The sequence below is a fragment of the Burkholderia puraquae genome (genome assembly GCF_002099195.1).
Classification (GTDB): domain Bacteria; phylum Pseudomonadota; class Gammaproteobacteria; order Burkholderiales; family Burkholderiaceae; genus Burkholderia; species Burkholderia puraquae.
Genome location: NZ_NBYX01000038.1, coordinates 1 through 25,836, shown reverse-complemented (window position 1 = coordinate 25,836; position 25,836 = coordinate 1). Strand labels below are relative to the sequence as shown.

Annotated in this window: 25 protein-coding genes and 1 pseudogene; 11 read left to right on the top strand and 15 right to left on the bottom strand. The window is 68.5% G+C overall.

The genetic code is table 11. The annotated features are described in order from the left end of the window. The first annotated feature begins 29 nt into the window (after positions 1–29). The 3 genes from dacB to B7G54_RS36315 all read left to right on the top strand — a co-directional run bounded on the left by dacB (position 30) and on the right by B7G54_RS36315 (position 4,102). A complete protein-coding gene (dacB, locus tag B7G54_RS36325; protein WP_085043491.1) occupies positions 30–1,562 on the top strand; it encodes a D-alanyl-D-alanine carboxypeptidase/D-alanyl-D-alanine endopeptidase in 1,533 nt (510 codons plus the stop codon). A gap of 399 nt (positions 1,563–1,961) precedes the next feature. Beyond that, positions 1,962–2,876: a sterol desaturase family protein gene (locus B7G54_RS36320; protein WP_085043490.1), complete on the top strand. Its 915-nt coding sequence runs from the start codon at positions 1,962–1,964 to the stop codon at positions 2,874–2,876. A gap of 95 nt (positions 2,877–2,971) precedes the next feature. Then, positions 2,972–4,102 carry an SGNH/GDSL hydrolase family protein gene (locus B7G54_RS36315; RefSeq protein ID WP_085043489.1) on the top strand — a complete coding sequence of 377 codons (1,131 nt, stop codon included), beginning with the start codon at positions 2,972–2,974 and terminating at the stop codon, positions 4,100–4,102. Positions 4,103–4,211: 109 nt separating this feature from the next. On the opposite strand, the gene B7G54_RS36310 is transcribed toward B7G54_RS36315, so the two are convergent. From B7G54_RS36310 to pyk, 6 genes are all read right to left on the bottom strand, one after another. Further along, positions 4,212–5,240 (bottom strand): L-threonylcarbamoyladenylate synthase, encoded by a 1,029-nt coding sequence (locus B7G54_RS36310; RefSeq protein ID WP_085043488.1) that lies wholly within the window; start codon positions 5,238–5,240, stop codon positions 4,212–4,214. A gap of 11 nt (positions 5,241–5,251) precedes the next feature. After that, positions 5,252–6,448, bottom strand: a complete 1,197-nt coding sequence (locus B7G54_RS36305) for a 5-(carboxyamino)imidazole ribonucleotide synthase (RefSeq protein ID WP_085043487.1) — start codon at positions 6,446–6,448, stop codon at positions 5,252–5,254. 81 nt (positions 6,449–6,529) lie between these two features. Next, the gene (purE, locus tag B7G54_RS36300; RefSeq protein WP_039360624.1) at positions 6,530–7,051 is read right to left on the bottom strand and encodes a 5-(carboxyamino)imidazole ribonucleotide mutase; all 522 of its coding nucleotides are present in this window, start codon (positions 7,049–7,051) and stop codon (positions 6,530–6,532) included. 14 nt (positions 7,052–7,065) lie between these two features. Then, positions 7,066–7,956: a phosphoribosylaminoimidazolesuccinocarboxamide synthase gene (locus B7G54_RS36295; protein ID WP_021164115.1), complete on the bottom strand. Its 891-nt coding sequence runs from the start codon at positions 7,954–7,956 to the stop codon at positions 7,066–7,068. A gap of 233 nt (positions 7,957–8,189) precedes the next feature. Continuing rightward, entirely contained in the window at positions 8,190–9,254 is a 1,065-nt protein-coding gene (fba, locus tag B7G54_RS36290) for a class II fructose-bisphosphate aldolase (protein ID WP_085043486.1), read from the bottom strand. Positions 9,255–9,570: 316 nt separating this feature from the next. Continuing rightward, positions 9,571–11,007, bottom strand: a complete 1,437-nt coding sequence (pyk, locus tag B7G54_RS36285; protein WP_085043485.1) for a pyruvate kinase — start codon at positions 11,005–11,007, stop codon at positions 9,571–9,573. Here pyk and B7G54_RS40065 point away from each other — a divergent pair. Further along, positions 11,006–11,134: a hypothetical protein gene (locus tag B7G54_RS40065; protein ID WP_021164118.1), complete on the top strand. Its 129-nt coding sequence runs from the start codon at positions 11,006–11,008 to the stop codon at positions 11,132–11,134. The two genes, pyk and B7G54_RS40065, sit on opposite strands and share 2 nt — an antisense overlap. Positions 11,135–11,291: 157 nt before the next feature. Here the strand turns inward: B7G54_RS40065 and B7G54_RS36280 are convergent, their stop codons facing one another. From B7G54_RS36280 to B7G54_RS36270, 3 genes are all read right to left on the bottom strand, one after another. Beyond that, positions 11,292–12,488, bottom strand: a complete 1,197-nt coding sequence (locus B7G54_RS36280) for a phosphoglycerate kinase (RefSeq protein ID WP_085043484.1) — start codon at positions 12,486–12,488, stop codon at positions 11,292–11,294. Positions 12,489–12,767: 279 nt separating this feature from the next. Then, the gene (locus B7G54_RS36275) at positions 12,768–13,091 is read right to left on the bottom strand and encodes an AzlD domain-containing protein (RefSeq protein ID WP_085043483.1); all 324 of its coding nucleotides are present in this window, start codon (positions 13,089–13,091) and stop codon (positions 12,768–12,770) included. Next, entirely contained in the window at positions 13,088–13,843 is a 756-nt protein-coding gene (locus B7G54_RS36270) for an AzlC family ABC transporter permease (protein ID WP_085043482.1), read from the bottom strand. The genes B7G54_RS36275 and B7G54_RS36270 overlap by 4 nt, the downstream gene beginning before the upstream one ends. A 193-nt stretch (positions 13,844–14,036) precedes the next feature. Here B7G54_RS36270 and B7G54_RS36265 point away from each other — a divergent pair, with 193 nt between their 5' ends. The 6 genes from B7G54_RS36265 to B7G54_RS36240 all read left to right on the top strand — a co-directional run bounded on the left by B7G54_RS36265 (position 14,037) and on the right by B7G54_RS36240 (position 18,596). Next, the gene (locus tag B7G54_RS36265; protein WP_085043481.1) at positions 14,037–14,960 is read left to right on the top strand and encodes a branched-chain amino acid transaminase; all 924 of its coding nucleotides are present in this window, start codon (positions 14,037–14,039) and stop codon (positions 14,958–14,960) included. A gap of 50 nt (positions 14,961–15,010) precedes the next feature. Continuing rightward, positions 15,011–15,205, top strand: a complete 195-nt coding sequence (locus B7G54_RS36260) for a zinc-finger domain-containing protein (protein ID WP_006749970.1) — start codon at positions 15,011–15,013, stop codon at positions 15,203–15,205. A gap of 140 nt (positions 15,206–15,345) precedes the next feature. Beyond that, positions 15,346–16,383 (top strand): lipopolysaccharide heptosyltransferase II, encoded by a 1,038-nt coding sequence (waaF, locus tag B7G54_RS36255; RefSeq protein WP_085043480.1) that lies wholly within the window; start codon positions 15,346–15,348, stop codon positions 16,381–16,383. A gap of 115 nt (positions 16,384–16,498) precedes the next feature. Then, complete coding sequence (locus B7G54_RS36250; protein ID WP_006749968.1) at positions 16,499–16,945, top strand: nuclear transport factor 2 family protein; 447 nt, start codon at positions 16,499–16,501, stop codon at positions 16,943–16,945. A gap of 33 nt (positions 16,946–16,978) precedes the next feature. Further along, the gene (locus B7G54_RS36245) at positions 16,979–18,016 is read left to right on the top strand and encodes a hydrolase (RefSeq protein ID WP_085043479.1); all 1,038 of its coding nucleotides are present in this window, start codon (positions 16,979–16,981) and stop codon (positions 18,014–18,016) included. After that, positions 18,009–18,596 carry a DUF2946 family protein gene (locus B7G54_RS36240; protein ID WP_085043478.1) on the top strand — a complete coding sequence of 196 codons (588 nt, stop codon included), beginning with the start codon at positions 18,009–18,011 and terminating at the stop codon, positions 18,594–18,596. The genes B7G54_RS36245 and B7G54_RS36240 overlap by 8 nt, the downstream gene beginning before the upstream one ends. A gap of 38 nt (positions 18,597–18,634) precedes the next feature. Here B7G54_RS36240 and B7G54_RS36235 read toward each other — a convergent pair whose 3' ends face one another. Beyond that, positions 18,635–20,329: a M48 family metalloprotease gene (locus B7G54_RS36235; protein ID WP_085043477.1), complete on the bottom strand. Its 1,695-nt coding sequence runs from the start codon at positions 20,327–20,329 to the stop codon at positions 18,635–18,637. Between the two features lie 274 nt (positions 20,330–20,603). Here B7G54_RS36235 and moaC point away from each other — a divergent pair, with 274 nt between their 5' ends. Further along, on the top strand, positions 20,604–21,092 hold the full coding sequence (gene moaC, locus B7G54_RS36230) for a cyclic pyranopterin monophosphate synthase MoaC (RefSeq protein WP_085043476.1): 489 nt from the start codon (positions 20,604–20,606) through the stop codon (positions 21,090–21,092). 260 nt (positions 21,093–21,352) lie between these two features. Here moaC and B7G54_RS36225 read toward each other — a convergent pair whose 3' ends face one another. The 5 genes and pseudogenes from B7G54_RS36225 to B7G54_RS36205 form a co-directional block, all read right to left on the bottom strand. After that, entirely contained in the window at positions 21,353–21,703 is a 351-nt protein-coding gene (locus B7G54_RS36225; RefSeq protein WP_085043501.1) for a TonB family protein, read from the bottom strand. Positions 21,704–22,154: 451 nt separating this feature from the next. Beyond that, positions 22,155–23,933: a PglL family O-oligosaccharyltransferase gene (locus tag B7G54_RS36220; RefSeq protein WP_085043475.1), complete on the bottom strand. Its 1,779-nt coding sequence runs from the start codon at positions 23,931–23,933 to the stop codon at positions 22,155–22,157. A gap of 153 nt (positions 23,934–24,086) precedes the next feature. Further along, positions 24,087–24,683, bottom strand: coding sequence for a pilin (locus B7G54_RS36215; RefSeq protein ID WP_085043474.1), 597 nt, complete (start codon positions 24,681–24,683; stop codon positions 24,087–24,089). A 97-nt stretch (positions 24,684–24,780) separates the two neighbouring features. Then, positions 24,781–25,485 carry a TerC family protein gene (locus B7G54_RS36210; RefSeq protein ID WP_085043473.1) on the bottom strand — a complete coding sequence of 235 codons (705 nt, stop codon included), beginning with the start codon at positions 25,483–25,485 and terminating at the stop codon, positions 24,781–24,783. 154 nt (positions 25,486–25,639) lie between these two features. Beyond that, positions 25,640–25,836 (bottom strand): annotated as a pseudogene (locus B7G54_RS36205) (succinate--CoA ligase subunit alpha); the annotation flags it as partial.

The window sequence follows — 25,836 nt, the reverse complement described above, 5'->3', positions numbered from 1 at the left end:
CGAACGTCGTGCTTCTCCCGTATTCGCCCATGCCGATTTCCGATCTTTCCACCCGGTTCGCCCCCCGGGCCCGCGTCTGCCTGCGCGCGGCCGCCATCGTCGCCACCTGCACGGCCCTCGCCTTCGCGCCGTCCGCGCAGGCCCGCAAGAAATCCCACAAGGAAGCGCGCAAGACGACTGTCGTGTCGCCGGCCGCGCGCGCGGCCGGCCTGCCGGCGTCCGTGCTCGTCGCGCTGCAGCGCGCGAACGTGCCGGCGTCGGCAATGAGCGTCGTCGTCGAGCGCGTCGGCGATCCGGAACCGCTGATCGCGTGGAATGCGAGCCGGCCGATGCTGCCCGCCTCGACGATGAAGCTCGTGACGACCTTCTCGGGCCTGTCGATCCTCGGCCCCGACTACCGCTGGCGCACGACCGCCTACACGGACGGCACGATCGACCCCGACGGCACGCTGCAGGGCAACCTGTACATCAAGGGCACCGGCGATCCGAAGCTCGTGCCCGAAGAGCTGATCGACCTCGTCGACAAGCTTCGCAAAGCCGGCGTCAAGCGCGTGGCAGGCGGCCTCGTGCTCGACAAGAGCTACTTCGCGGCATCGACGCGCGATCTCCCGTCGTTCGACGACGACGCGAGCGCGCCGTACAACGTCGGCCCCGATCCGCTGCTGTACGCATTCAAGGCCGTGTCGTTCACCGTCACGCCGGGCGACGACGGCAAGGTGGCCGTCGACGTGCTGCCGCCGCTCGCGGACCTGTCGATCGACAACCAGCTGGTCGAAGGCACGGGCTCGTGCGGCGCGGCCGCCGCAGCCGCGCGCCCGACGTTGACGGCCGGCAGCGGGATCATGACCGCATCGTTCGCCGGCGACTATCCGCTGCGCTGCGGCGCGCACACGACCAACCTCGCGATCCTCGATCACACGACGTTCTTCGCGCGCGGCTTCCTCGCGCTGTGGCAGCAGGACGGCGGCACGATCACGGGGCCGGTGAGCGAAGGCAAGGTGCCGACCACCGCACGACCCCTCGCCGTGCATCACAGCCCGGTGCTCGGCAGCATCGTCTACGACATCAACAAGTTCAGCAACAACGTGATGGCGCGCAACCTGTTCCTGACGATCGGCGCGGCCAGCGGCAAGCCGCCCGCGACGCCCGAGCAGTCGAGCCGCGCGATCCAGGCGTTCCTGCAGAAGAACGGCATCGCGATGCCCGACCTCGTGCTCGAGAACGGCTCGGGCCTGTCGCGCGAAGAGCACGTGAGCGCGCTGTCGCTCGCTGCGCTGCTGCAGGCCGCGAATGCGAGCCCCGTCGCGCAGGCCTTCATCGATTCGCTGCCGATCGCGGGTATCGACGGCACGATGAAGAACCGCCTCACCAACGCCGGCGTGCTCGGCAACGCGCACATCAAGACCGGCACGCTGCGCGACGTGCGCGCGATCGCCGGCTACGTCGCCGGCACCGACGGCCAGAGCTACATCGTCGTCAGCTTCATCAACAACGATCACGCGGAAGCCGCACGCGCCGCGCACGACACGCTGCTCGAGTGGATCTACGCGGGCGCACACTGACGTTTGCGCGCGCCGTGTCACACGGCGCGCCCGCGGCCGCTGCCGGCGTTCGTCGGCTTGCCCGTGCATCGGAATGGCACCGCGCATCGGGTCGCCCTCGCGGGTGACCCGGGCGGGCCGCCGCCGTCCCCGCACATGGAATCCCGCCCTCCCCGGTTTGAAACGGCAGCCGCCACCAGTGCACGACGCACCGCGCGCCAATCGCGCCCACAAAACAGGGCCACACCGCCCGGCCCCGTGCTGCGCGGCTTCCGTAGAAACCCTGTCCTCAGAGGGAACCCTCTACGCTCCCCCCTCGCCTAGCGCGTGGCGATTGCGTAGGCTGTTGGCCTGACCGATATCTACAACGGGCCACACGCCCGGCCTCAAGGCTTGCAGGGGAAAGAAGGAGACACGCCCATGCGATTCGACGTCGAATTGCTTCTGCTCGCGCTGGCGCCCGTCTTCCTGCTCTGCATCGCGTGGGAGGCCTGGCACCTCGCCCGCACCCGTGCGCAGGACCCCGTCTATGCGTGGCGCGACACGCTGTGCAACGCGGCGCTCGCGCTGATGCACCAGGGCGCCGACAAGATCGCGTGGCTGTTCGTGATCCCCGTCTATGCGTACTGCTACTGGCACTATCGCCTGTTCACGTGGCACGACGGCTGGCTGTCGTTCGCGGTGCTGTTCGTCGCGCAGGATTTCCTCTACTACGTGTTCCATCGCGCGAGCCATCGCGTACGCTGGCTGTGGGCCGCGCACGTCGTGCACCACTCGTCCGAGCGGATGAATTTCTCGACCGCGTTCCGCCAGAGCCTGATGTACCCGGTCGCGGGGATGTGGGTGTTCTGGCTGCCGCTCGCGTTCGCCGGCTTTCCGCCGCAGCAGGTCGTCGCCATCGTGCTGATCAACCTCGCGTTCCAGTTCTTCGTGCACACGCAGGCGATCGGCAAGCTCGGCTGGCTCGAATACGTGCTGAACACGCCGTCGATCCACCGCGCGCACCATGCGCGCAATCCGCGCTACATCGACCGCAATTACGCAGGCGTCCTTGTGATCTGGGATCGCCTGTTCGGCAGCTATGTCGAGGAAACGCCCGACGATCCGCCGCAGTACGGGATCGTCGAGCGGCTCGGCTCGAACAACCCGCTCGTCGCGACGTTTCACGAGTGGGTGTCGATGGCCGGCGACGCATTGCGCGTCGCCGGATGGCGCAACAAGCTGCGCGCGATTTTCGGCCCGCCCGAGTGGGCGAGCGCTTATCATGCGCAGATTACCGAGGCCGCGAACCCCGATCCGCGCATCGTGCCGCTTGCGGCTGCGCGCGACCAATAAACCGTTTCAGCCAACGGCCGCCGCGCAGCCCGGAACCGAGCAGGCACGCGGCAGATGAGAAACACATCAGGCCATATCTACGAGGAGATCGAACGATGCAGACACAACAACACGCACCTACCCGCACCCGTCAGCGCCTGCTGCGCACTGCGCAAGTCGCGATCGCCGGCGCCGCGCTCGCGCTGCTCGCCGCATGCGGCGGCGGTGACGACAATAACAACAACAGCGCATCGAACACGCCGCCGTCGGGCGTGAAAATGCAGGTCGTATCGTTCGGCGACAGCCTGTCCGACGTGGGCACCTACTCGCAGATCAAGCTCGGCTTCGGTGGCGGCCGCTTCACGACCAACCCGGGCCAGGTGTGGACGCAGAACGTCGCGCAGTACTACGGCGACACGCTGCAGCCCGCAAACCAGGGCGGTTTCGGCATTCCGCTGCAGGCCACCGGTGGTCTCGGCTACGCGCAAGGCGGCTCGCGCGTGACACAACAGCCGGGCATCGGCCATGCGGACGCCAGCGTGCCGAACGCCGACTACGCGCAGGCGACCACGACGCCGATCGCCGACCAGGTCAAGCAATACGTGTCGCAGCACGGGAGCTTCAACGCCGGCCAGATCGTGCTGCTCAACGGCGGGGCGAACGACATCTTCTATCAGGTCGCGGCGCTGCAGGCAGGCGCGATCACGCCGACGCAACTGCAGCAGAACATCGGCGCCGCCGCGCAGCAGCTCGCGGGCCTCGTCCAGCAGATCATCGCCGCCGGTGCGACGCACGTATTCGTGTCGAACGTGCCGGATATCGGCGGCACGCCGCTCGCGCTGCAAGGCGGCACGCAGACGACCCTCACGCAACTGTCGATGCTGTTCAACGGCACGCTCGCCGGAACGCTGCAGGCACTCAAGGTCGACACGACCAAGTACGTGCTGCTCGACACGTTCACGTGGCAGGACGGCATCCTCGCGAACTACCAGGCGAACGGCTTCACCGTGTCAAACACCGACACCGCGTGCAACCTGAAAGCAATGGTCGCGGCGGCCACCCAGTACGGCGTCGCGAACGCGACCGCCTTCGGCTCGTCGCTGTTCTGCTCGCCGCAGACCTACACGGTCGCGAACGCGGACCAGACCTACATGTTCGCCGACACGGTCCACCCGACGACGCACCTGCACGCGCTGTTCGCCCAGTTCGCCCAGTCGAAGATCGCAGCCTCGGGCATCGGCAAGTAAGCCGCCGGTCACCCGCCCAAACAAAAACGCCCGACCGGTTCACTCCGGTCGGGCGTTTTTTCATGCTCGGGGAAACGGAGGCGGCGACTGTCGCGTCCGCCCCGCGCGTTCAGTCGCGTGCTTCGAACGCGGCCGCCGCGCGGCCGAGGCGATCGTTGACCGCGATCCATTCGACGGTCTCGGGCAGCTTCTCGACGAGAATCCGCGCGACCTGCGCGCGGTCGAGCGCACGCAGCATCCCGTACAGGTCGCGTGCATATGCCTGCGGATCTTCCGGCGCCGCGACGAAATGCACGCCGTCGGCCTGCGCCCAGCGTCCCGCGCGCGACGCGCGTGCGACGAGCGCGACGCGCTCGCCGTCGGCCTGCGCGGCCGCGAGCAGCGGCTCGAGCGCGTCGAACGGCAGCAGCGCGAGCGGCGTGCGCGGCGCGTAATGCGCCTTCAGCGTGCCCGACGCACGCGGCGCGGTCGCGTCGCTGCCGTCCGGCAGCCGCGGCGCGCGGCCGAGCACGTCGGCGATCTGCTGCGGCGTCACGTGGCCCGGGCGCAGCAGCGCCGGGAAACCGCGCGACAGGTCGAGAATCGTCGACTCGATACCGACTTCCGACGCGCCGCCGTCGAGCACGTGCACGGTGTCGCCGAATTCGTCGCGCACGTGCTGCGCGGTAGTCGGGCTCACATGGCCGAACCGGTTCGCGGACGGCGCGGCCACGCCGCCATGGCCGCCGCGCCGCGCGCTGAATGCGGCCAGCAGCGCCTGCGCGACCGGATGCGACGGGCAGCGCAGCCCGACCGAATCCTGGCCGCCGCTCACGGCGTCCGGAATGCGCGCATGGCGCTTCAGGATCAGTGTCAACGGGCCCGGCCAGAAGGCATCGATCAGCGCCTGCGCGTCGGCCGGCAGATCGTCGGCCCAGTAGCCTGGATCGCCGCCCGGCGGCAGGTGCACGATCACCGGATGATTCGCGGGCCGCCCCTTCGCCGCGTAGATGCGCGCGACGGCCTCGGGATTCGCCGCGTCGCCGCCGAGCCCGTAGACGGTCTCGGTCGGAAACGCGACGAGCTGGCCGGCGTCGAGCAGCGCGGCGGCCGCGTCGATCTGCGCGGCCGTCACGGAGTTCGGGAGATCGATGGACATCGGCTGGCGCCTCAGTCGAGCGGCACGCGCAGCAGCTGCGCGCACGCGGTGGCCGCGGCAACGGCTTCGTCGCGCGTTTCGGCCGTGAAGTTCACGTGGCCCATCTTGCGGCCGACACGCGCATCTTCCTTGCCGTACAGGTGCAAGTGCGCGGACGGCATCGCCGCGACCGTGTCCCACGGCGGCGTGACGGCGTCGCCGGCCGCACCGTTCGGGAACCACACGTCGCCGAGGATGTTCAGCATCGCGGCCGGCGAATGCTGGCGCGGATTGCCGAGCGGCATGCGCGTCATCGCGCGCACCTGCTGCTCGAACTGGCTCGTTGCACACGCATCGACCGTGTAGTGGCCGGAGTTGTGCGGGCGCGGCGCCATCTCGTTCGCGACGAACGAACCGTCTTCCAGCACGAAGAATTCGACGCACAGCACGCCGACGTAGCCGAGCGTATCGGCGATCCGCACGGCGGCCTGCTGCGCCGCTTCGACGCGTGCGGCATCGGCAGCCGGCGCCGGTACGACCGTCAGCGCGAGGATGCCGTTGTGATGCACGTTCTGCGCGAGCGGGAACGCGGCCGAACGGCCGTCCGCGCCGCGCGCGATCAGTGCGGACACTTCGTATTTCAACGGCAGGCGCTTCTCGAGCACGCACGCCACGCCGCCGAGCGCCGCATGTGCATCGCGCACTTCCTGCGCGGTGCTCACGCGCACCTGGCCCTTGCCGTCGTAGCCGAGGCGCGCCGTCTTCAGGATGCCCGGCAGCACCGCGTCGAGCGCGGCATCGTCGAGCGCGGCCAGTGCCGCCGACGATTCGATCACGACGTGCGGCGCGACGGGCACGCCCGACGCCTCGATGAAGCGCTTCTCCGCGATCCGGTCCTGCGCGACCGCGACGCAGCGGCCGGCCGGCGCGACGAACGTCGTGCGCGCGAGGAAATCGAGGCTCGCGGCCGGCACGTTCTCGAACTCCGTCGACACCGCAGCGCAGAGGTCGGCCAGTTCGGCGAGCGCGGCTTCGTCGTCGTAGGCCGCGCGCAGGTGGCGGTCGGCGACCGCGCCGGCGGGGCTCGTCGGATCGGGATCGAGCACGGCGACGCGATAGCCCATCGACTGGGCGGCAAAGCAGAACATGCGGCCGAGCTGGCCGCCGCCGACCATGCCCAGCCACGCGCCGGGCAGGATCGGGGAAACGGAATCAGGAGTTGCGGTCATGTCAGTGGTCGGTCGCGGCGGGCGCTGCCCGCCGCAGTGGGGAGGGTCAGGCAGCCGCGATGCGCGGCCGCCGGTGCGCCGTCATTCCAGCGGCGGCAGCACCATCGCGTGCGCGGCTTCGTTCTGGCGCACGCGGAACGCGGCGAGCCGGTTCGCATAGTCGACCGAGTTGCCGGACAGGATCGACACCGCGAACAGCGCGGCATTCGCAGCGCCGGCCTCGCCGATCGCGAACGTCGCGACCGGCACGCCCTTGGGCATCTGCACGATCGAGTGCAGCGAATCGACACCCTTCAGGTACTTGCTCGCAACCGGCACGCCGAGCACCGGCACCGTGGTTTTCGCGGCCAGCATGCCGGGCAGGTGCGCGGCGCCGCCGGCACCCGCGATGATCGCGCGCAGCCCGCGCTCGCGCGCCTTCTCCGCATAGTCGAACATCTCGTCGGGCATCCGGTGCGCGGACACGACCTTCGCTTCGTACGGCACGCCGAATTCCTGCAGAATGGCGACCGCGTGCTTCATCACGTCCCAGTCGGAACTCGAACCCATCAGCACGCCGACGAGCGGCGCGCTGTGCGTGTGGGCAGTCTGAACTTCGCTCATGTGCTGTTCCCCGCTCAGGCGAGCGCCTGGCCCGTGATGCGCTCGAGCGCTTCCTGGTACTTCGCGGCCGTCTTCTCGACGACATCGGCCGGCAGCGCCGGCGCCGGTGCCGTCTTGCCCCACGGCTGCGCCTCGAGCCAGTCGCGCACGAACTGCTTGTCGAACGACGGCGGATTCGTGCCCACTTCATACTGGTCGGCCGGCCAGAAGCGCGACGAATCGGCCGTCAGCACTTCGTCCATCAGGTACAGCTTGCCGTGGTTGTCGAGGCCGAATTCGAACTTCGTGTCGGCGATGATGATGCCGCGCGTCGCCGCGTAGTCGGCCGCTTCCTTGTACAGCTTGATCGAGATGTCACGGATCGTCGCGGCCAGCTCGGTGCCGATGCGGCGCTCGGTTTCCTCGAACGTGATGTTCTCGTCGTGCTCGCCCATCTCGGCCTTCGCGGCCGGCGTGAAGATCGGCTCGGGCAGCTTCTGCGCGTTCTGCAGGCCTTCCGGCAGTTGCACGCCGCACACGGCGCCCGACGCCTGGTATTCCTTCCAGCCGCTGCCGGCCAGGTAGCCTCGCACGACCGCTTCGATCATGATCGGCTCGAGGCGCTTGACGACCACGCCGCGGCCCTTCACCTGCTCGACCTCGTCGGCCGCGACGACGGCTTCCGGCGCGTCGCCCGTCAGGTGATTCGGCACGATGTGCGCGAGCTTGTCGAACCAGAAGTTCGCCATCTGGTTCAGCACGCGGCCCTTGTTCGGAATCGGCTCGCCCATCACCACGTCGAATGCCGACAGGCGATCGGTCGTGACGATCAGGAGCTTGTCGTTGCCGACCGCATAGTTATCGCGGACCTTGCCGCGACCGAGGAGCGGCAGCGAGCGGAGCGTGGATTCGTAGAGGGTAGACATCGTCTTTTCGCAGATAAGGAGCCAAACAAAAAGGGAAACGCCGTTCCCCGCGGCAGGCGGGAACGGCGGTCTTGCAATACGTCGGCGAACCGGCCGGGCGACAACGCCCGGGCGGTTGCCGGCCGGCCCTCGTTCGGCCGGACGGAACGGCTGCCCGGGGCCGGATCAGATCCGGCCGGGCGGCCTCGCCGTTGCCCGATGCCAGCATCGGGCGCGGCAATCGTACTACAGTCTCAGCGCACGACCTGTGCGAGCGCACCGGACTTGTACTGCTCGGCGATCTTGTCGAGCGACACCGGCTTGATCTTGCCGGCCTGGCCTTCGCAGCCGAACGCGACGTAGCGGTCGACGCAAACCTGCTTCGCCGCTTCGCGCGCGGGCTTCAGGTAGTCGCGCGGATCGAACTTGCCCGGGTTCTCGAACAGGTAGCGGCGAATCGCACCGGTGATCGCGAGACGCAGGTCGGTGTCGATGTTGATCTTGCGCACGCCGTGCTTGATGCCTTCCTGGATTTCCTCGACCGGCACGCCGTAGGTTTCCTTCATGTCGCCGCCGAATTCGCGGATCTCGGCCAGCAGTTCCTGCGGCACCGACGACGAACCGTGCATCACGAGGTGGGTATTCGGGATGCGCGCGTGGATTTCCTTGATGCGCTGGATCGACAGGATGTCGCCCGTCGGCTTCTTCGAGAACTTGTACGCGCCGTGCGACGTGCCGATCGCGATCGCGAGCGCATCGCACTGCGTGAGCTTCACGAAGTCGGCGGCCTGCTCCGGATCGGTCAGCAGCTGCTCGCGGGTCATCGTGCCTTCCGCGCCGTGGCCGTCTTCCTTGTCGCCCTTCATCGTCTCGAGCGAGCCGAGCACGCCGAGTTCGGCTTCGACCGTCACGCCGATCGAGTGCGCCATCTCGACAACCTTGCGCGACACGTCGACGTTGTACTCGTACGACGCGACCGTCTTGCCGTCGGCTTCGAGCGAACCGTCCATCATCACGCTGGTGAAGCCGCTGCGGATCGCGGCCATGCAGACTGCCGGCGACTGGCCGTGATCCTGGTGCATCACGACCGGGATGTGCGGGTACGACTCGACTGCCGCTTCGATCAGGTGACGCAGGAACGGCTCGCCCGCGTACTTACGCGCGCCGGCCGATGCCTGCATGATCACGGGCGCGCCGACCTGGTCCGCCGCCGCCATGATCGCCTGGACCTGCTCCAGGTTGTTCACGTTGAAGGCCGGCAGGCCGTAACCGTGCTCTGCCGCGTGGTCCAGCAATTGACGCATTGATACGAGAGGCATTGTGGAACTCCTTGGAATGAAAACCGGTGCGCCCTGACGCGGCGCGGCGCTCGCTCCCGGTCGAACCCGGGGTGGCACGGCGCGGCTGAGCGTCGAATAGCCGCATTTTATCGCGAAGCGCCTCCGATTCCGACCGCCCGGTGGCGCCGACTCGCAATTTGTTACGTTCGCACGGCACAATGCGGGCAAAAAAGAGAAAAAAAGCCGCGCGGGGCTTCGGACCCCACGCGGCTTTCGCGTAAAAAACGGTGCCGGATCGAATTGTCAGGCGATCCGGGCAGCCGGCCCCGCAGGCCGGCCGGTGCTCAGTCGGTGCTCAATAGTGCTCGCCGACCCGCACGATCTTCAGCGTGTTGGTGCCGCCTGCCTGCCCCATCGGCTCGCCGACGGTCAGCACGACCATGTCGCCGTGCTGCACATAGCCCTGCTTGACGACGATCTCGAGCGCCGCCTGCAGCGCCGAGTCGCGGTCGCTGTTGAAGTCGACGTGCAGCGGCGTCACGTTACGGTACAGCGCCATCGTGCGCTCGCTGCCGACACGCGGCGTCAGCGCGAAGATCGGCACGTGCGTGTAGTGACGCGACATCCACAGCGCGGTCGCGCCCGATTCCGTCAGCGCGATGATCGCCTTCGCACCCAGGTGGTATGCGGTGAACAGCGCGCCCATCGCGATCGACTGGTCGATCCGCGTGAACGTGCGGTCGAGAAAATCCTTGTCCAGCTCGACCTCTTCGGACTTTTCCGCCTCGACGCACACGGCCGCCATCGTCTCGATCGTGACGACCGGGTACTTGCCGGCGGCCGTCTCGGCCGACAGCATCACCGCGTCGGTGCCGTCGAGCACCGCGTTCGCGACGTCCGACACTTCCGCGCGGGTCGGCACCGGCGCGTGGATCATCGATTCCATCATCTGCGTCGCGGTGATCACGAGCTTGTTCGACTCGCGCGCCATCCGGATCATGCGCTTTTGCAGCGCCGGCACGGCCGCGTTGCCCACTTCCACCGCGAGGTCGCCGCGCGCGACCATGATGCCGTCGGACGCGTCGAGAATGCTTTGCAGCGCCGGAATCGCCTCCGCGCGCTCGATCTTCGCAATCATCTTCGGCTTGATGCCGTACGGCGCGCCCGCGATGTTCGCGAGCTGGCGCGCCATTTCCATGTCGGTCGCGTTCTTCGGGAACGACACCGCGACCAGATCCGCGCCGAGCGACATCGCGGTGCGGATGTCTTCCATGTCCTTCGCGGTCAGCGCGGGCGCCGACAGGCCGCCGCCCTGGCGGTTGATGCCCTTGTTGTTCGACAGCTCGCCGCCCACCTTGACGACCGTGTGGATCTCGTCGCCGAGCACGCGCTCGACGGTCAGCACGATCAGGCCGTCGTTCAGCAGCAGCAGGTCGCCCGTGCGCAGGTCACGCGGCAGTTCCTTGTAGTCGAGGCCGACGCGCTCGTCGTTGCCGAGCTCGCAACCGGCGTCGAGGATGAAGGGCTGCCCCGGCGTCAGCATCGTCTTGCCGTTCTCGAACTTGCCGACGCGGATCTTCGGGCCCTGGAGGTCGGCCATGATCGCGATCTCGCGGCCGACCTTGCGGGCGGCCTCGCGCACCATCTCGGCGCGCTGGCGGTGATCGTCGGCCGTGCCGTGCGAAAAATTGAGCCGCACGACGTCGAGGCCCGCCTGCATCATCTGCAGCAGAATCTCCGGCGAACTGGAAGCCGGGCCGATCGTGGCGACTATCTTGGTGGCGCGCTGCATGAAACTCCTCATCTGGATCAAGGTGGATGCGCTGGGTGAAACGCTGCGAGAGCCGGAAGCGGCAGGCCCAGCGGCCGCCGTTCCGGGGGGCGTGCCGGTGCTTGCGCCCGGCATCGCTTTGTTCTGAATCTCGTGGTGCTGCTCGGCCGCGTCGCCGGCGGCCGCCGGTGCGCGCGGGGCGGAGTTCGCCCGCGCGGGCGCGCGTTTGCGCTTGCCCGCGCCGGCCGCCGGCTCCGCTTTCGCGGAGCGCGCGGCCTTCGTCACCCCTGCGCGCGCCGCCACGCTCAGGCCGCCCGCGTTTCCAGCACTTCCACCGCCGGCAGCTTCTTCCCCTCGAGGAACTCGAGGAAGGCGCCGCCGCCCGTCGAGATGTAGCTGACCTGGTCGTGGATGCCGTACTTCGCGATGGCCGCGAGCGTGTCGCCGCCGCCCGCGATCGAGAACGCGGACGATTTGGCGATCGCTTCCGCGAGCGTCTTGGTGCCGTTGCCGAACTGGTCGAACTCGAACACGCCGACCGGGCCGTTCCATACGATCGTGCCAGCCTTCTCGAGCTGGCTCGCGAGCGCCTTGGCCGTATCGGGGCCGATGTCGAGGATCATGTCGTCCGCTTCGATGTCGGCGACCTGCTTCACCGTTGCCACGGCCGTCGGCGAGAATTCCTTCGCGGTGACGACGTCGGTCGGGATCGGCACCGACGCGCCGCGCTCGCGCGCTTCGTCGATGATCGCCTTCGCCTCGGCGACGAGGTCGGCTTCCGCGAGCGACTTGCCGATCGGCAGCCCGGCTGCGAGCATGAACGTGTTCGCGATGCCGCCGCCGACGATCAGCTGGTCGACCTTCCCGGCCAGCGACTTCAGGATCGTGAGCTTGGTCGACACCTTCGAGCCGGCGACGATCGCCACCAGCGGGCGGGCCGGGTTGCCGAGCGCCTTGCCGAGCGCGTCGAGTTCGGCGGCCAGCAGCGGGCCCGCGCACGCGACCGGCGCGTACTTTGCGATCCCGTGCGTGGTTGCTTCCGCGCGGTGCGCGGTGCCGAACGCGTCGTTCACGTACACGTCGCAGAGCTTCGCCATCTTTTGCGCGAGCTCGTCCGAATTCTTCTTCTCGCCCTTGTTCACGCGGCAGTTCTCGAGCAGCACGACCTGGCCCGGCGCGACGTTCACGCCGTTCTCGACCCAGTTCGAGACGAGCGGCACGTCACGGCCGAGCAGCTCGGCGAGACGCTTCGCGACCGGCGCGAGCGAATCTTCCGGCTTGAATTCGCCTTCGGTCGGGCGGCCGAGGTGCGATGTGACCATCACGGCCGCGCCGGCGTCGAGCGCGGCCTGGATGGCCGGCACGGACGCGCGTACGCGCGTGTCTTCGGTGATGTTGCCGTGATCGTCCTGCGGGACGTTCAGGTCGGCGCGGATGAATACCCGCTTGCCGGCGAGCTGGCCGGCGGCGATCAGGTCGGTAAGACGCTTGACTTGGCTCATGTTGAACAGATTGAAGTAGTGGATGGGGAAAGGGGGTTCACGCTGGACGTGCGCGGGCTGCCGCGAAAGGGCGCCGGATGCGGCCGTGGCTGGCGGTTCGCATGACGCGCACGGGTAAAAAATCTCGAACGGGCATTCTAGCCGATCCACCCTGCAGACTGACCCGGCAGCGGCGAATTCCGCCTATTTGGGATCGCGCGTGACGTTCGACCCATTGCTGCAACGCAGCAATGCATCCGCGCAAGCGGCCGGTGTGCGGCGGGCCTGCACGGCGGCCCATCAGAAGATCAGGCGCAGTGCGGTGAACACGAGCATCCCGACGACGATCGTGCCGAGCATGCTGCGCCGCCACAAAAACCAGCCAAGGCCGGCGAGCGACGCGTAAAACGGGTGGTTGGACAGCGCGAACGAGATCCCGGCGGGCGTTTCGAGCACGTCGGGCAGCACGACCGCGACGAGCGCGGCCGCCGGCGCGTAGCGCAGCGCGCGCTGCGCGCGTTCGGGCAGCACGGTGCGTTCGCCGCCGATCAGGAACAGCGCGCGCGTGACGGCCGTGACGATCGTCATCCCGATGATGACGATCCAGATTTCCGTCGCGCTCATTCGATTTCCTTTTCGTGCACGGTTTCGGTGCGGATGCGCCGCCAGTCGGCCCGTTCGACGAAGAAATCGGCCGTGGAGCCGGCCGCGAGCGCGGCGAGCACCGCGAGCGGCAGCGCGAGCCGGTACGGCAGGTCGAACGCGACGAGCGACACGACACCGGCGACCGCGACGGCCGCGAGCGTCGAGCGGTTCGCGACCGCCGATACCATGATCGGGATCAGCGCGAGCGTGCCGGCCAGCTCCAGCCCCCAGCTCGCGGGAAAGAAGCTCGCGAGCAGAATGCCGGCGAGCGACGACACCTGCCACGATAGCCAGCTCGCGAGCGCCATCCCCCAGAAGTACGCCTCCTTGCCGGGCACGTGGCCGTACGCGAAGCCCTGTTTCTGGAACAGCAGGTAGATCACGTCGCCGTTGAAATAGCCGATCGCGAGACGCCGCCACAGCGGCAGGTAGGAAAAATGGGGAGCAAGCCCGGCGCTGAAGATCACGAAGCGCGTGTTGACCATCGCGGCCGTGAGCAGGATGGTCCAGATCGGCAGCTTCGCCGCGAGGAGCGGCAGCACCGCGAGCTGCGACGAGCCCGCGTAGACCAGCAGCGACATCGCGCTCGCCTGCCCGAGGGTCATCACCGACTTGCTCATCGCGATGCCGGTGACGAGCCCCCACGAGAAAATCGCCATCAGCGTCGGGGAATAGTCGCGCGCGCCCTGGATCAGCGCGAAGCGGTCGGTGGCGGACAATCGAGCGAGCATGGGAAGCGGGCCGCAGCGGGCGGTTCGTCGGGACGCCGGCGCCTCCTGCCGGTACGACCCGTCGTTATTGGAATCGGTACCGGGCGATTATAGCGCCGGCCCCGCGCCGACCGACCGGATCGTCTTCAAATGACGCTAAAATGAGCGTCTTTCCGGCTCAACGCTGCATACAACCGCATCCCAGGAGAAATCTATGTCAATGGCCGACCGCGACGGCAAGATCTGGATGGACGGCAAGCTGATCGACTGGCGCGACGCCAAGATCCACGTCCTGACCCATACGCTGCACTACGGCATGGGCGTCTTCGAGGGCGTGCGAGCGTACAAGTCGGCCGACGGCAGCACCGCGATCTTCCGCCTGTACGAGCACACGAAACGTCTGCTGAATTCGGCGAAGATCTTCCAGATGGACGTGCCGTTCGACCGGGAAACGCTGGAAGCCGCGCAGCTCGCAGTCGTGCGCGAAAACAAGCTCGAGTCGTGCTACCTGCGCCCGATCATCTGGGTCGGCTCGGAAAAGCTCGGCGTGTCCGCCAAGGGCAACACGATCCACGTCGCGATCGCCGCGTGGCCGTGGGGCGCGTACCTCGGCGAGGAAGGCCTCGCGAAGGGCATCCGCGTGAAGACGTCGTCGTTCACGCGCCACCACGTGAACGTGTCGATGGTGCGCGCGAAGGCGTCGGGCTGGTACGTGAACTCGATCCTGGCGAACCAGGAAGCGACGGCCGACGGCTACGACGAAGCGCTGCTGCTCGACGTCGACGGCTACGTGTCGGAAGGCTCCGGCGAAAACTTCTTCCTGGTGAACAACGGCAAGCTGTACACGCCCGACCTGTCGTCGTGCCTCGACGGCATCACGCGCGACACCGTCATCACGCTCGCGAAGGACGCCGGCATCGAGGTCATCGAGAAGCGCATCACGCGCGACGAGGTCTACACGGCCGACGAAGCGTTCTTCACCGGCACGGCCGCCGAAGTCACGCCGATCCGCGAGCTCGACAACCGCACGATCGGCAGCGGCGCGCGCGGCCCCGTCACGGAAAAGCTCCAGTCGGCGTTTTTCGATATCGTGTCGGGCAAGAACGCGAAGTACGCGCACTGGCTGACGAAGGTCTGAGCGCGCCGCGCCACCGACCGCCCCACAAAAGAGTGATAAGAGAAAGTCTCATGAGTGAAATCAAGGAAATGCCGCTGGTCGAGCTGACGGCCAAGGATCTTCCCGCGTACTGCCCGAACCCGGCCATGGCGCGCTGGAGCGCCCACCCGCGCGTCTTCATCGACGTTTCGCACGGCGAGGCGCGCTGCCCGTACTGCGGCACGCGCTACAAGCTGCGCGACGGCGAGGTCGTCAAGGGCCACTGAGCCCCGGCGGCCGGGCTTGCAGGCCCGCCGACCCGCAAGGCGGTGCAGCCGGATTGCCGGCGCGCCGCCCTTCTCCATTCTGGCAACCCGAACGCGGCGCCTGGGCGCCGCGCTTCATTACGACATCGGAAGTCGACCTGATGCGTCGAGCGCTGGTTATCGCACCGAACTGGATCGGTGACGCATTGATGGCGCAGCCGCTTTTTGCGCTGCTGAAGAAACTCCATCCCCGCATCGCGATCGATGCCGTGGCGCCCTCGTGGGTCGCGCCCGTGCTCGAGCGGATGCCCGAGATCCACGATGTCTACGCGACCGATCTCGCGCACGGCAAGCTGCAGCTGCTGCGCCGCTGGCAGCTCGCGAGCGACCTGCGCGACGTCGGCTACGACGCGGCGTACGTGCTGCCGAATTCACTGAAATCCGCGGTGATCCCGTGGCTCGCGAACATCCCGCTGCGGATCGGCTATACGGGCGAGCACCGCTATGGGCTGCTGAACGTGCGGCACGCGAACCCGGATAAATCGGGCGAGCGTCCGCCGATGACGACTCACTACGCGGCGCTCGCGTACGCGCCGGGCGCGAAGCTGCCCGAGTCGATGAAAACGCTGCCGCCGCCGCGCCTGGACGCCGACCTGAACGAGACGGCGCGCGTGTCCGCACGTTTCAATCTCGATACGCGCAAGCCGCTCGTCGTGTTCTGCCCCGGCGCGGAATACGGCCCGGCCAAGCGCTGGCCGCCCGAGCACTTCGCGACGCTCGCCACCATCGTCCACCAGTCTTTCCCGTACACGCAGATCGTCGCGCTCGGCTCGCCGAAGGATTCGGCCGCCGCGCAGGCGATCGCCGACCACGCGCCGAACGTGCGCAACCTGTGCGGGCAGACGTCGCTGTCGGAGGCCTGCGCGCTGATCGCGCGTGCGAACGCGGTCGTCACCAACGATTCGGGGCTGATGCACGTGGCGGCCGCGCTACGCCGGCCGCTCGTCGCGCTGTACGGATCGACCGATCCGCGCCACACCCCTCCGCTGTCGGACCTGGCGAAGGTACAATGGCTTCATCTCGAATGCAGTCCCTGCTTCGAACGCGAGTGCCCGCTCGGCCACCTGAAGTGCCTGCGCGAACTCGGTCCCGAGCAGGTATTCGGCGATTTGCGCGGCATGCTCGTCGGGCAACGCTGACCCTGGCCGGCAGCGTCGCACGACGCGCCGGGCAATCCGATTCACCGGTGTGCGGCGGCTCCATCCGGGCCGCCGCGCTGAATACGGCGCGCGACGCGCGCGAGAGATAACCCCGATGCCACGTTTTGCCCGCCTCTTCGAAGCCGCCGCCGATACGCTGAACGCCTACTACCAGGCCGTCGCCGATGCCAATCTCGACGCGCTGCTGGGATTGTGGATCGACGAGGATTTCGCCAGCTGCGTATGGGCGGACGGCGAGCATCTGCACGGCCTCGACCAGATTCGCAGCGGGCTCGCCAACCGGCTCGCCACGCGCCCCGTGACGATCGAGCCGCTCGACATCCGCGTGTACGACAGCCTCGGCACGGTCGTCTATACGATCGCCGAAGCGCATCAGCAGGCCGACCTGACGGCCGAACCCGACATGGTTTTCGCGACGTACGTGATGATTCACGAACGTGGCGAGTGGCGCATCGCGCATATTCACGCGAGCCCGATTCCCGAGCAAGCGGCCGGACAATTCGCCGCGAAGATCCGTCACGGGCAGGGTCCGCTGCACTGACGAAGAACGAAGCAACGCATTAGCGGGGCGATCATGAGTACGGCTTCTCCGCCCACCTCGCCGCTGACCGGGGCCCCGGCCCCCGACGACGACACACTGCGCTATCGCGCACCACGCTGGCTGCCGAACAGTCATGCGCAAACCATCGTGCCCGCGCTGTTCGCGCGGCGCCCCGTCGTCGCTTACCGACGAGAGCGATGGGAAACCCCCGACCACGACTTCATCGATCTCGATTGGGTCGCTCATCTCGACAGCGCTGCGCCGGCGCCCGATGCGCCGCTGTTCGTGCTGTTCCACGGCCTCGAGGGCAGCTCCGGCTCGCACTACGCGCTCGCGATGATGGCCGCCGCCCGCGCGAAGGGCTGGCACGCCGTCGTGCCGCACTTCCGCAGTTGCAGCGGCGAGATCAACCGCCAGCCGCGCTTCTACCATCTCGCCGACAGCGCCGAGGTCGACTGGATCCTGCGCCGGCTCGCCGCGCAGCATCGCGGGCCGCTCGTCGCGGCCGGCGTGTCGCTCGGCGGCAACGTGCTGCTGCGCTGGCTCGGCGAGCATCGCAGCGATACGTCGATCCTGCGGGCGGCGGCCGCGATCTCGACGCCGATCGACGTGCACGCCGGCGGGCTCGCGCTGTCGCAGGGCTTTGCGATGGTCTACACGCGCAGTTTCCTGAAGACGCTCAAGCGCAAGGCGCTCGCGAAGCTCGACCAGTACCCGGGGCTGTTCGACCGCGAAGCGATGCTGCACGCCGTGACGATGCGCGACTTCGACGAGGTCGTGACCGCGCCGCTGCACGGTTTCGCGGATGCGAACGACTACTGGACCAAGGCGACGACACGGCCGCTGCTGCCCGCGATCGACGTGCCGACGCTGATCCTCAACGCCCGCAACGACCCGTTCCTGCCCGAATCGGCGCTGCCGGGCCCTGCCGACGTATCGCCGGCCGTCGAGCTCGACCAGCCCGCGGCCGGCGGGCACGCCGGATTCATGACCGGGCCGTTCCCCGGCCGCCTCGACTGGCTGTCGGCGCGGGTGTTCGGCTATTGCTCCAAATTCGTCGACCATGGATGACATCGTCAGGCAGGCCCTCGCCAAATGGCCGAACGTGCCGCACTGTACCGGCTGGCTGCTACTCGACCGGCGCGGTGAATGGCGGCTGCGCGACGACGCGGCGCAGGCGGCCGGCGAGCTCGGCTCGCCGATCCGGCACGCGGCGCTGAACGCGTTCATCGGCCGCAATTACGAATGCGACGCGCAGGGCCAGTGGTTCTTCCAGAACGGGCCGCAGCGCGTGTACGTCGAGCTCGCCTATACGCCGTGGGTCGTCCGGCTCGCCGAACGCGACGGGCAGCTCACGCTTACCGACCAGACCGGTACGCCGTTCGAACCGGACGAAGCATGGCTCGACGACGCGGGCGGCGTGCTGTTTCGCGCGGCCGGCACGCCGCCGCGCATCGCGGCGCTGCACGATCACGACCTCGGGCTGTTCGCCGATCACGCGGATTTCGATGCCCTGCCGCCCGTGCTGCGCTGGCACGACGGCCGCACGCTGCCGCTCGGCAGCATCGTCGGCGCGGACGTGCCTGCGCGGTTCGGCTACGTCGCAAGCCCGGCGCAACAGGCTCGCGACGCGGCCGGCGGCGGCAACTGACCGCAGCGGCCTCGCCCGCACTTGCCGCGCACAGGCCGCTACCCGCGGCCGTTCTTCTCGTCTTCGCGCTCCTCCTTGTAGCGCGCCTCGAATTCCAGCAGCCGCGCGCCGATCATCGACTGCTCGTAGAACGACACGTCCTTCGCGTCGCGCGCTTCCTTCAGCTGGCGAATCGCCGACGGCCACGCGCCATCGAGTGCGAGCTTCTCCGCGAGCGCGCGGCGCCGCGCCAGCACGTCGCCCTTGCCGTCGCTCGCCTTCGCGAGATAGTCCCACCAGTCCGGCTGCTCGGGGTCGGCCTTCGCCTGCGCGCGCGCCTGCGCCTGCGCTTCGGCGAAACGACGTGCCGCGATCAGTGCCTGAAGATGCACGACGATCGCGGCGTGCGACGCCGGCCAGCGCCGCTGCGCGAGCGCCGCGAGCCGCACCGCGTCGTCGGCCCGCCCCGCGCGGCGCGCGATGTCGGCGGCCAGCACGTCGAGGCTCGGCGAACTCGTCGCCGGATCGTCCTCGCGCCGCTCGCGCGCCTCGAACGCGGTGCGCGCCGACGCGAGCGCCTTGCCGGCTGCGTCGTACTCGCCGAGCAGCGCGTTCGCGAGCGCGATGCCATACCAGTTCGCCGCGACGTTCGGCGCCGTACGATCGTCGATCTCGGACTGCATCCGGCGCGCTTCGGCCGCGATGTCGGTCGGCGCGCGGTTCTGCAGGACACGCAGCCGCGCGCGCACGAACCCGTATTCGGGCGACTGGCGCGGCTGCCGGTACGGCGCGCGGCGCGCGCGATCCTCCATGTCGGCGATCCGCTCGCCGGTCAGCGGGTGCGTGCGCGCATACGCCGGCACGCCCGCATCGCCCATCGACGCACGGTCGAGCCGCTCGAAGAAGCCCGGCATCCCGTACGGGTCATAGCCCGCGCCCGCGAGCAGCTGGAAGCCGACGCGATCGGCCTCGCGCTCGGCCGAACGCGAGAAGCGCAGCTGGTTGTCCACCGCATACGCCTGCCCGCCCACCGCGATCGCGCTGCCGAGGTCGCCGCTTCTCGCGAGCACGCCGGCCAGCACGCCGAGCAGCATCGTCGCGAGCGCCGTATAGCCGGACTTCTCGTTCGCACCGATCATCCGCGCGATGTGCCGCTGCAGCACGTGCCCCATCTCGTGGCCGACCACCGACGCGAGTTCCGACTCCGTCTGCGTCGTGACGACAAGCCCGCTGTTGATCCCGATGAAGCCGCCCGGCATCGAGAACGCGTTGATCTGCGGATCGCGCACCGGGAACAGGTCGAAATCCGGCGTGTAGCCGCCGATGAAGCGCGCGGCCGCCGCGGCCGCGAGCCGCGCCGCCATCGCGTTCAGGTAGTCGCGCACGAGCCAGTCGTCGAGATAGTCGGGATCGCGCCGCACTTCGCGCATCACGCGCTCGCCGAGCCGGCGCTCGGCCTGCGGCGTCAGCGAACCGCCGGAACCGTCGCCAAGATCGGGCAGCTCGAGCGCCCGAAGCGGCGCGCGCAGGCTCGCGGCCGGCGCCGACGCGCCGCCCGCGTCCGAAAACCGGCTCTCCGCGCCGCCGTACGTGCCGAACACGCCGGCCGCGATGCCGGACGGCACGGTGGAGATCGACCGGGCGCCGTCGGGCGCCGATTCGAGCGGCGGCGCCGACGCACTCTGCGCATGGCCGCTCGGCGGCAATGCGAGCGCCGCCGACAGCGACACGGCAAGCAACTGTTTGACACGCATGGCAGGATGAAAACGACGCCGTCCCGCGCGCCGGGCGCGCATCACGGCGTTTGGTCTGAATATTCGGGTCATTGTACCGGCGACATCGCGACTGTCCCGTGCGGCATGGGTGCCATCTGCGTACCCGGCGCCGCGAATGCCACTGCTATGATAGGCGCCCGTTGAAACGCCGGATCGGATCGGGGTGCAGGGATTGGATACGGCGCCCCGCCCGATCGCGAAGCAGGACCGACGGACGTGCTCGCGCGAGCACGCCGTTCCACTGGAGCATGACATGTCAGGACTCACCCATTTCGACGCCGCCGGCCATGCACACATGGTCGACGTCGGCGGCAAGCAGGAAACCCAACGCATCGCGATCGCGCGCGGCGCGATCCGGATGCTGCCGGCCACGTTCGCACTGATCCGCGACGGCAAGGCCAAGAAAGGCGACGTGCTCGGCGTCGCGCGCATCGCAGCCATCCAGGGCGCCAAGCGCACGGCCGACCTCATCCCGCTGTGCCATCCGCTCGCGCTGACGCGCGTGGCCGTCGACTTCGAACTCGACGACGCGCTGCCGGGCGTCCACTGCGTCGCGCAGGTCGAAACGTTCGGCCGGACCGGCGTCGAGATGGAAGCGCTGACCGCCGTGCAGGTCGGGCTGCTGACCGTCTACGACATGTGCAAGGCCGTCGATCGCGGGATGGTGATCACCGATGTGAGCGTGCGGGAGAAGCGCGGCGGGAAGTCGGGGGACTGGCAGGCAGAGGACGCGGCGGAGTAAGCGCCAGCCGCATCAGCAGCCATTCACGGGGCATCGTCGGCCGTAGCGATTCCCCGTTCGAACGATAAAAACCAGAAAAACACATCACAAATGCAGAGGCTCACGCCGAAATACGCCGCGCCGCTGCTGTGCGCGCTCTCGCTGCTGCCGGCCACCGCATCGGCCGCGCGTATCGACTGCCGACGGCCAGGGCGCAACGGTACGGCTGGCAACGGACGAAACCGGACGGCAACCCGCGTGCGGGCCGCGCCGCCCGCGCATCACTGGCCGCGTTGCGGCTCGAACACGAACGGTTGAGTCAGCAGGAACGGATTCGCGGTCGCGCCCGTCTGCACGCAGGTCGCGTGCGTCATCGCGTCGACGGCCGCGCGATCGGCGGCCGCATTGCGGCTACTCGTCGTCACGGTGACGTTCTGCGCTTCGCCGGACGTCGTCATCAGCGCGCGCACGAGCACGGTCACCGGGCGCGTGAGCGGCTTCGCGGTCTCCGGATAGACGGCGCGCGGAATGTGGCAGGTCAGCTTGCTTTCCTGCGACGACGACAGCATCGCGCAGCCGGAAAACAGCATCGCGACGGCGGGCAGGATCAAGTAGGTCGAGCGAATAGCCATGGTCGAATATCGTTCTTCAGCACTGTTCCCGACGCACGTGCCGCGCACCGGAAAACATCGCCCGGCCGCATCGCATGCGTCCCACTGCGCCGCGGCCATCGGACCGGCGCCCCGTTACGGCCGCACGGCCGATCGATGCTCGGCCGCGATCCTGCGTGGCGGACTCCCCGGTGGCCGGGGTGTTGCCGGTATTCGCGCCGGCCCTGGCCCCATGCGGGCCAGCACGCGAGCGCTTTCGCGCATTGTGCACGCGCGGCCCGGTGAGCGGCGGCGATTTGACAATGGTTGACGCGAATCGCCGCGCCTACAGCCGGAATCCGCGCAATCCGCGAGGTAATCGATACGCGGCGGATTCGCCGGGTTCGCGGCAGGCTGCAACGCCCGACGCGCGCCGTTGCTTCCTCACGATGCGCCCATGCCGGAATTCCCGTTCCGGCGAGCGCTGCGCGTATCAATCCGAATCGTCGTCGTCCTCGTCGTCGGCCGCATCGGCCGGCACTTCGCCGTATTTCGCGACGACCGCCGCCTTGAACGTCTTCAGCGCCGGCTGCTGATCGCACAGCTTGTACAGCGCCGCCAGTTGTTGCGGCCAGTCCTTCAACTCCTTCGCAAACACGTGCAGGCGCGCGACGGTGTCGAGCGCGTCGGCTTCGCGGCCGGCCAGCGCCTGCAGCGCCGCATAGCGGCGCAGCACCGTCTCACCGGGCAGCAGCGCGATCGCGCGCTCATGCGCGGCCAGCTTGGCCGGCAGGTCGTCCGCCGAGATCGGGAGCAGCGTGGCCGCGCCGTATTCGCCCCAGGCGCCGAACAGCAGCGACGGCGCATCGCGGTACTGCGCGGCCGGATCGCTGCCGTAATACAGCACTTCCGCACGCTGGTAGTCGCGCAGCACGGGCACCGCCGCCAACACGCCGCCGACCGACAGCACCGCGAACAGCCCGAAGGCTGCACGCCCCGGCAGGATGCGCAGCGGCTTCACTTCGAGCAGCCCGATCACGAACATCGCCGGCAACAGGAAGAACATGTACTGCTGCGGATACTCGACCAGCGCATGCATCAGCAGGATGCCGATCAGCGCGAAGCCGAACACGCGCATGCTCGACTGCGGCGCGCGCACCGCACGCACGAACCACATCACGAGCGTGACGACGAGCACACCGAGTCCGACGAGGCCGGATTTCGCGAGCAGGTCGATGAAGATGTCGTGCGAGTTGTTCGCGATCTCGACGCCGCCGAGCGAGCGCACGAGCGCGAACTGGTGCGACGGGAACTCGCCCCAGCCGACACCGAGCAGCGGATGCTCGCGGAACATCGCGAGCCCGTACTTCCACAGCGCGAGCCGCGGCGCGATCTGCCCTGCGTCGCGCATGCGGTCGGCGGCCGATTCCGCGAGATTCAGGTGATAGTGCACGTTTGCCCAGCGCACCGCGACGTTCACCGCAACGAACGCCACCGCGAGCACGACCGGTATCAGCCACGCACGCGCATTGCCCGGCGCGCGGCGCGATTCGAGCCATGCCATCCAGAAGCCCGCGACGACCATCACCGCGACCTGCAGCCACGGACCGCGCGACACCGTCAGCGCAAGACCGACCGACAGCACGATCGACAGCGCGAACCACGCCCAGACCGCGAGCCGGCGCGTCTGCACGAGATACAGCGCGCCCGCGAGCGCGAACGCGATGTAGCTGGCCAGGTGATTCGCCTGCGCCATGTTGCCGTACGGGCGGCGATCGACGGCGACGTTGTACATCACGACGAACGGCGACAGCACCGACTCGAGGTGGAACAACTGCACGATCTGGGTCCCGACCGCGAACACGCCGCCGACGAGCAGCGCGCCGGCCATCATCCGCGACACGGCCTCGGCCAGCCCGTCGCGCGCGAGTGCATACCCGGCCTGCATCGCGACCAGCGCGGCGGCAAGATAGCCGACTGCGAGCCAGTTCATCGACGGCACCTTGAGCGCGATCAGCGCGACCTGCGCAATGAGCACCACGGCGAACCCGAGCGGCGCGACGAACGCGGCCGGCGCGGCAAACGGCTCGGCCGGGCGGCCCGTGCGCGCGAGCAGCACGACGGACACGCCTACCAGCAGGTACAGCACCAGCGCGGAAAACTCGGAATAGAAAGTCGGGATCGGATACGTATGATTCGTGATCGCGTACGGCACGATCAGGGCGACAGCCAGCGCAACGAGCGGCAACGAACGGGAAAAAGTAGAAGGCATGAGCGAACCGGGTGTCAGCAACCGGCGCACTATACAAAACTTTCCCCCCTCTGTGCGGGGCCTTCGCGCCGCGACCCGGCGCGAAGCGGCCGCCCCGGCCGGCTGAAACCGCGGCCGGCATGCTGCCCGCGCCGCCCTGCTCCGCCACCTCTACTACGCGCGACACTCCGCCGGTGCATATTTCGCAGGCAGCGTCGCGGCGTCACCCGGCAGCGGCCCGGCCCCCGGTGCCGGCAGCGACGACGCATCCTTGCCGGCGGCGAAGCACTCCCACGCGATCGCACCGGCCTGCATCGCGCCCTTTTTGAGCGGTACGCGTGCGGTGGGCGCGTCGGCCTTGTCGGGTGCGGACGGCACGAGCACCAGCGTATTGGCGCCGGCCGCGGCGACGCGGGTGGTAAATGCAACCGTGATCTGGCCGGTCGCGCCGTCGATCTCGACGGATTCGACGTTGCGGGTCGCGACCGGCGGGCTGTAGCCGCCGTCGAGGCTCGCACCGCTCGCGGCGTTGTCGGCGACGGCAAGCCGCGCGGACGACGCGAGCGCGAGCCCCTCACCGACGCGCGAGCGCGCAAGGTAATCCTGGTACGCGGGAATCGCATAGGCCGCAATCACGCCGACGATCGCCAGCACGATCATCAGTTCGATCAGCGTGAAGCCGGACGGCCGCCAGCGCGGCGACGGCCGGTTCGCGCGCCGCAGATCGGCGGCAACGCGACGGAACAGGGAAACGGAAAAGGCTTCGAACATGGCAGGCTCCGGAAACGAAAAACGCCTGCCGATAAAGGCAGGCGTCTCGATCGTAGCCAGCGGGCCGTAAATCCGGCAGTCGGCCGGACGGCCAATGTCAGTGCGCGCGCGGTACGTCGCGGCGCTTCCTGAGCGTGTAACCGATCGCCACGACGAACAGCGCGCCCGCGATGCTCGCACCGTAAAGCGCCGGCGGCGTATCGAGCACCGGCCAGCGATCGCCGACCGGGTCGTTCACGATCAGCCCGCCGGCGATCCAGCCGAGCAGCGCAGCACCGAGCGTCACGACGATGGGGAAGCGGTCGAGCAGTTTCAGCACCAGCGTGCTGCCCCACACGATGATCGGCACGCTGACGACGAGCCCGAAGATCACGAGCGCGAGCCGGTGCGACGGGTCGGCCTGCTCGGCCGCGCCCGCGATCGCAATCACGTTGTCGAGGCTCATCACCGCATCGGCGATCACGATCGTCTTCACGGCGTCCCATAGCCGGTCGGCCGGCTTGATGTGGTCGTGCGCATCGGTAGCCGGCGCCATCAGCTTGATGCCGATCCACAGCAGCAGCAACCCGCCGCCGAGCTTCAGGAACGGCACGTCGAGCAGCGCGACCGCGAACGTGATCAGCGCGACGCGCAGCAGGATCGCGCCCGCGGTGCCCCAGACGACACCGCGCAGCCGCTGGTTCGCCGGCAGGTTGCGGCAAGCGAGCGCGATCACGACAGCATTATCGCCGCCGAGCAGGATATCGATGATGACGATCTGGAGCACGGCGCCCCAGTGGAGCGACGCCAGGAATTCGAGCATGGTGTGATGGGCAGGACGGCGGCCGCCCGCGGGCGGCCCGGTTCATCGCCGGTACATGCGCGATGCATGCCGGTGCTTACGAATTCATTGCGCGAGCATAACAAAAAACGCCGGCAAAGCCGGCGTTTTTTGCAGGACGAACCCAGCGGAAATATTACAGCGCCTTCTTCAGCAGGCGACCCATTTCCGACGGGTTGCGCGTGACGGTGATGCCGCACGCTTCCATGATTTCCAGCTTCGCTTCGGCCGTATCCGCACCGCCCGAGATCAGCGCGCCGGCGTGGCCCATGCGCTTGCCCGGAGGCGCCGTGACGCCCGCGATGAAGCCGACGACCGGCTTCTTCATGTTGT

Excerpts from the sequence above, each read along its gene's own strand:
- moaC (WP_085043476.1), top strand. The coding sequence starts at position 20,604 with ATGTCAGGACTCACCCATTTCGACGCCGCCGGCCATGCACACATGGTC.
- B7G54_RS36320 (WP_085043490.1), top strand. The coding sequence starts at position 1,962 with ATGCGATTCGACGTCGAATTGCTTCTGCTCGCGCTGGCGCCCGTCTTC.
- waaF (WP_085043480.1), top strand. The coding sequence starts at position 15,346 with ATGCGTCGAGCGCTGGTTATCGCACCGAACTGGATCGGTGACGCATTG.
- B7G54_RS36295 (WP_021164115.1), bottom strand. The coding sequence starts at position 7,956 with ATGTCTACCCTCTACGAATCCACGCTCCGCTCGCTGCCGCTCCTCGGT.
- B7G54_RS36250 (WP_006749968.1), top strand. The coding sequence starts at position 16,499 with ATGCCACGTTTTGCCCGCCTCTTCGAAGCCGCCGCCGATACGCTGAAC.
- B7G54_RS36315 (WP_085043489.1), top strand. The coding sequence starts at position 2,972 with ATGCAGACACAACAACACGCACCTACCCGCACCCGTCAGCGCCTGCTG.
- fba (WP_085043486.1), bottom strand. The coding sequence starts at position 9,254 with ATGCCTCTCGTATCAATGCGTCAATTGCTGGACCACGCGGCAGAGCAC.
- pyk (WP_085043485.1), bottom strand. The coding sequence starts at position 11,007 with ATGCAGCGCGCCACCAAGATAGTCGCCACGATCGGCCCGGCTTCCAGT.
- dacB (WP_085043491.1), top strand. The coding sequence starts at position 30 with ATGCCGATTTCCGATCTTTCCACCCGGTTCGCCCCCCGGGCCCGCGTC.
- B7G54_RS36265 (WP_085043481.1), top strand. The coding sequence starts at position 14,037 with ATGTCAATGGCCGACCGCGACGGCAAGATCTGGATGGACGGCAAGCTG.
- B7G54_RS36235 (WP_085043477.1), bottom strand. The coding sequence starts at position 20,329 with ATGCGTGTCAAACAGTTGCTTGCCGTGTCGCTGTCGGCGGCGCTCGCA.
- B7G54_RS36225 (WP_085043501.1), bottom strand. The coding sequence starts at position 21,703 with ATGGCTATTCGCTCGACCTACTTGATCCTGCCCGCCGTCGCGATGCTG.
- B7G54_RS36210 (WP_085043473.1), bottom strand. The coding sequence starts at position 25,485 with ATGCTCGAATTCCTGGCGTCGCTCCACTGGGGCGCCGTGCTCCAGATC.
- B7G54_RS36275 (WP_085043483.1), bottom strand. The coding sequence starts at position 13,091 with ATGAGCGCGACGGAAATCTGGATCGTCATCATCGGGATGACGATCGTC.
- B7G54_RS36310 (WP_085043488.1), bottom strand. The coding sequence starts at position 5,240 with ATGTCCATCGATCTCCCGAACTCCGTGACGGCCGCGCAGATCGACGCG.
- B7G54_RS36245 (WP_085043479.1), top strand. The coding sequence starts at position 16,979 with ATGAGTACGGCTTCTCCGCCCACCTCGCCGCTGACCGGGGCCCCGGCC.
- B7G54_RS36240 (WP_085043478.1), top strand. The coding sequence starts at position 18,009 with ATGGATGACATCGTCAGGCAGGCCCTCGCCAAATGGCCGAACGTGCCG.
- B7G54_RS36280 (WP_085043484.1), bottom strand. The coding sequence starts at position 12,488 with ATGAGCCAAGTCAAGCGTCTTACCGACCTGATCGCCGCCGGCCAGCTC.
- B7G54_RS40065 (WP_021164118.1), top strand. The coding sequence starts at position 11,006 with ATGAAACTCCTCATCTGGATCAAGGTGGATGCGCTGGGTGAAACGCTG.
- purE (WP_039360624.1), bottom strand. The coding sequence starts at position 7,051 with ATGAGCGAAGTTCAGACTGCCCACACGCACAGCGCGCCGCTCGTCGGC.
- B7G54_RS36220 (WP_085043475.1), bottom strand. The coding sequence starts at position 23,933 with ATGCCTTCTACTTTTTCCCGTTCGTTGCCGCTCGTTGCGCTGGCTGTC.
- B7G54_RS36270 (WP_085043482.1), bottom strand. The coding sequence starts at position 13,843 with ATGCTCGCTCGATTGTCCGCCACCGACCGCTTCGCGCTGATCCAGGGC.
- B7G54_RS36215 (WP_085043474.1), bottom strand. The coding sequence starts at position 24,683 with ATGTTCGAAGCCTTTTCCGTTTCCCTGTTCCGTCGCGTTGCCGCCGAT.
- B7G54_RS36260 (WP_006749970.1), top strand. The coding sequence starts at position 15,011 with ATGAGTGAAATCAAGGAAATGCCGCTGGTCGAGCTGACGGCCAAGGAT.
- B7G54_RS36305 (WP_085043487.1), bottom strand. The coding sequence starts at position 6,448 with ATGACCGCAACTCCTGATTCCGTTTCCCCGATCCTGCCCGGCGCGTGG.